This is a genomic window from Vibrio zhanjiangensis (assembly GCF_030161235.1).
Taxonomy (GTDB): domain Bacteria; phylum Pseudomonadota; class Gammaproteobacteria; order Enterobacterales; family Vibrionaceae; genus Vibrio; species Vibrio zhanjiangensis.
The window spans coordinates 1-3,658 of sequence record NZ_BSPW01000040.1; the positions used below are offsets into that span (position 1 = coordinate 1).

Here is a 3,658-nt window from a genome sequence, read left to right on the forward strand (position 1 = left end):
CTCATTATTGAACACCTTGGCTAAAGTGTAGTTAGCCGAGGAGAGAGTGGATTCCATACATCATTTAAGAAGCATGGTTTGCTTGATAAGTTTTGGTAATAGTTTTAGGCCCTAACTAGAATTTGCTAGACTTAGGTAAAGAGCACATCATGGTGGCCGAATGAACTACTTTGCAGAGGACCCCTTCTAGGTAATGTAAACCTGGAGGGTAAATGAAAAAACTAAAGCAACAGTACCGAAGTCATGTCAAAGCGCAAGGGGTTTATCTATGGGATGTGTATCCTATCGTACGTAGTGGAACTCACAAGCATTTTTCAACCAAGCAGGAGAAGAGCTACTATTTTCTCCACAAAGTTGAGTGTCGTGAATATCCAATCAAGCTGCGAGCAGCTAGAGGAAAATCACTGGCTAATCCGTGGGATGATCACCCTGCACATGTATATGACGTTGCTAAGTGTTGGAAGCATAATTCGAAAAGGCGTCACCAATACTACAAGTAAACATTATCAAGCCTCGCCAATGCGAGGCTTATTTGTATCCGTCAGTTTGTTCACTAAGGTGTACTAACCCGTATTTGCCCCAATTAAGTTGTTTAAAGTTGTTACTCATAACATTTCTGAGCTCTCCTATTTGAACAGATATTACTAATGCCTATATAGTGCAACTAACTACATAAAAGATGGTCACGCACAGATTATGGGCAACAGAAAAATCGCTGTATTAATTGATTCAGAAAACACTCCACACTCAAAGCTAAACCTGATTATTGAAGAGTTATCTAGTTTTGGGCAGATCATCGTTAAACGTGCATATGGTGATTTTTCTGCTGAACAACTAAAAAACTGGAAGCAGCCTTTGAATGAGTTAGCTATTCAAGCTAAACAGCAATTCGCCTATACATCTGGAAAAAACTCGACAGATTCTTTAATGATTATTGACGCAATGGATCTCTTGTACAGCCAAAGGTTTGATGCTTTTGCTTTGATATCCAGTGATAGTGACTTTACAAGTCTTGCTACGAGATTAAGAGAATCGGAGATACACGTTATCGGTGTTGGAAAAGCGATGACTCCGACTTCGTTTAAAAACGCTTGTGACGACTTTGTGGCTATAGAGAACTTAAACACTGATGTTGAGCTTGGGGAGGTACAATCAAGCTCTAATCAAGACGCTGAACGCGAATTATGGCGATTAATGCATCAAGCATGGCAGAACTATAGAGATGAATCGGGTTGGGCAAAACTAGGTGAAATTGGCAAATATTTAAAGAGGTTGAAGCCAGATTTCGATACTCGAAATTACGGGTTAAAGAAGTTATCTGATTTTTTCGATAAGTACCCAACTCGCTATAGAACCCGTAACACTAAACGTTCTGGTATGGAGTTTCAGTTAATAACAAAGGCTAGCAAACAAAAATGATTTGCTGTCTTCACTGATGGCTCAAACGAGCAATCAGCCAACGATCAAACAACAAAGTATAAAATCACGCTCACATCTGTACTATCATTAAAAATGACGGATATACCTCTTCAGCTCAAAAATAGACTCATTCCATTTTTTCTTTCTAGCATTGGCCATCATAAGGATTGTATATGGAAAAAATTAACCTTTTTCTTGGCATTATTTGCTGTTGTATCGGTGTGATCATCTGCTTCTATGGGATCAATGAGCTCATACTCGATAATGTTTCGTGGCCATTTATTCTTGTTGTGGGTATTAGTACAACCTTATTAGGCATTAGTATTGTTGGACTAAATACACATTACACATGGCCAAAACAGAAGAAAAACTCTTCCTAGTTAAGACACCAATAAGGCAGAGGAAGGTATCATTATATCCTCTCGACTCAGAGTAAAGTGCGTTATCCCCCGCTCGTCTGTTTGCTCAATGGTAGCGACATACGGATGGGTTAAATTCACACACTCAACGACTCGATGAGTTTGAGGCGTTTTCACCCAAAAATCAAAGCTTTAGTTTGCCGACTTTCCTCGTCAAACCCCGTTTCAATCTCTTCCTGTGTCATATAAAGAATGTCATCCTTCACTTCATCGGCCAGCTGGCCATCGGGCGCTAACCTTGACGAATAACCATACTGCTCACATAAAGTATTGAACAGAATATACAGCTCATCAGCCTGGGAGAATTTAGCTCGATAGTCTAAGTTCATTTGATGAAGCTCGAATAGCCTCACCAGCAAATTCCCGCCCCTTCGTGCAATACTCATCATGGTCTTGATGTCTTTTTTGCATACGGCATACCTTGTTCGGCTCACCTGCGCTTTGAGATATTTCACGAGAATATCATTGCTTCTTTTTGGGGGAATAAACTGCTCTGGATACCCAAGATATTTATAATCATTCTTGGGGGGATATCTGTATTAGTCTTTCTCGCAGGCTGGCAAACAAATGAGCTGCTGAAGGTAAACTTCATGAGAAAAGCTATGTAGAATGCACATCTGAGCGAGAACTCACATTAAAATCTTCAAATTGGACGTATGTTTTAGACCCTAGTATGTGTGATTAAATCAGCCTGTAATTCTTTTGCATACAACACCTGCTAGCGCGTTTGTGCCCCAAAATTGCTTAGATTAAATACTCTGCACAATTCAGAGGGCGTGCGTTTACCCTACTAAAACTTATTCGATTAATTTGATAACTGTTCACTCCCGTCATTAGGCGACATCTTGCAGTCTAATTTCCCTTCATGTGTCATAAATTATTGATTATTAGTTGAGTTAATATGAAAATGACTGCACTATCGAAGGATGAAAAACGACCATTTGTCGTCTAATAAGCGTTAGTTTATCAGTGAAGATCATCACCCTAAATCCAATCCTAGGGTGAAATCTTAATTACAGGTGGTTCTGCGGAAGCTGTGATTGACCGAGTACAGCAACAACTAAAATGAAGCCATCTTCTTTTGTAAAGTAAGCGGTATGCTTGCCCACTGGGAAATAAAAACCACTTGGGTATATCTTATCGCAACTGCGACCAACAGCTGGGTTATCAGCAAGCATTTGAAACCCTGTTAGTAAGGTATCTTTGTAGCTTCTCCATTGCATCTCAGAGAAATTATTGACGGTATAGTTTTTGATTTTTTGTAAATGAGTCTGTGCTAATTTACTTAGCTTATATTTATTCTTTTGCATAATGGGTTATAAGGCGTTTAAAAAGCCTTCACCATCAACCACATTGCCTTGAGCTAAGTCTTGCTTAGCTGACTCGAAACAATGTCTCAGGTAATCAGTTTTCATTGCCTCCAGCTCTTCATAGTCCTTAATCGACATAACAACTACGGCATCTTTGCTATTTTTGCTAATTTTCACTGGCTCACGTTGAGCGCTCAGAAGTAACTCACCAAAATTACGTTTGGCATCATTTGCTGTTAATGTGTGCATGATTACTCTCCAAATCTGGAACCACAGTAAGATTATAGTGATTCGCATGAAATGGTCAATATAATTAAATCGTGTGATTTGTAAACTAACAAACGTTTAAGATTCCAAGATACTTTTTCTAATCTGATTGAAACCGTTTGGACTAAACAATCTAAACGGCTTCTGTCCAATTTTGAGTTATGCTACCAGCAGGCCTACTTGTGATCACCAAGCGATTCTGTCGTACCTTAATTACCAAGCGACTTTGTCATTACGTTAACT

Annotated in this window: 6 protein-coding genes; 3 read left to right on the forward strand and 3 right to left on the reverse strand. The window is 39.2% G+C overall.

Annotated elements, in window-relative coordinates; all coding sequences use genetic code 11:
• Positions 1 to 212: 212 nt before the first annotated feature.
• From QQK21_RS10835 to QQK21_RS10845, 3 genes are all read left to right on the forward strand, one after another.
• Positions 213 to 500, forward strand: a complete 288-nt coding sequence (locus QQK21_RS10835) for a hypothetical protein (protein WP_284192211.1) — start codon at positions 213 to 215, stop codon at positions 498 to 500.
• Positions 501 to 696: 196 nt separating this feature from the next.
• Positions 697 to 1,419: an NYN domain-containing protein gene (locus QQK21_RS10840; RefSeq protein ID WP_284192212.1), complete on the forward strand. Its 723-nt coding sequence runs from the start codon at positions 697 to 699 to the stop codon at positions 1,417 to 1,419.
• A 173-nt stretch (positions 1,420 to 1,592) separates the two neighbouring features.
• A complete protein-coding gene (locus tag QQK21_RS10845; RefSeq protein WP_284192213.1) occupies positions 1,593 to 1,799 on the forward strand; it encodes a hypothetical protein in 207 nt (68 codons plus the stop codon).
• Positions 1,800 to 1,951: 152 nt separating this feature from the next.
• Here QQK21_RS10845 and QQK21_RS10850 read toward each other — a convergent pair whose 3' ends face one another.
• The 3 genes from QQK21_RS10850 to QQK21_RS10860 form a co-directional block, all read right to left on the reverse strand.
• On the reverse strand, positions 1,952 to 2,323 hold the full coding sequence (locus QQK21_RS10850; RefSeq protein ID WP_284192216.1) for a DUF2913 family protein: 372 nt from the start codon (positions 2,321 to 2,323) through the stop codon (positions 1,952 to 1,954).
• A 528-nt stretch (positions 2,324 to 2,851) separates the two neighbouring features.
• The gene (locus tag QQK21_RS10855; protein WP_284192214.1) at positions 2,852 to 3,148 is read right to left on the reverse strand and encodes a type II toxin-antitoxin system RelE/ParE family toxin; all 297 of its coding nucleotides are present in this window, start codon (positions 3,146 to 3,148) and stop codon (positions 2,852 to 2,854) included.
• 6 nt (positions 3,149 to 3,154) lie between these two features.
• Entirely contained in the window at positions 3,155 to 3,397 is a 243-nt protein-coding gene (locus QQK21_RS10860) for a type II toxin-antitoxin system Phd/YefM family antitoxin (RefSeq protein WP_284192215.1), read from the reverse strand.
• Positions 3,398 to 3,658: the final 261 nt, after the last annotated feature.

Bases quoted from the DNA above. Each gene is read 5' to 3' on its own strand.
- QQK21_RS10860 (WP_284192215.1), bottom strand. From the start codon at position 3,397: ATGCACACATTAACAGCAAATGATGCCAAACGTAATTTTGGTGAGTTA.
- QQK21_RS10835 (WP_284192211.1), top strand. From the start codon at position 213: ATGAAAAAACTAAAGCAACAGTACCGAAGTCATGTCAAAGCGCAAGGG.
- QQK21_RS10840 (WP_284192212.1), top strand. From the start codon at position 697: ATGGGCAACAGAAAAATCGCTGTATTAATTGATTCAGAAAACACTCCA.
- QQK21_RS10855 (WP_284192214.1), bottom strand. From the start codon at position 3,148: ATGCAAAAGAATAAATATAAGCTAAGTAAATTAGCACAGACTCATTTA.
- QQK21_RS10845 (WP_284192213.1), top strand. From the start codon at position 1,593: ATGGAAAAAATTAACCTTTTTCTTGGCATTATTTGCTGTTGTATCGGT.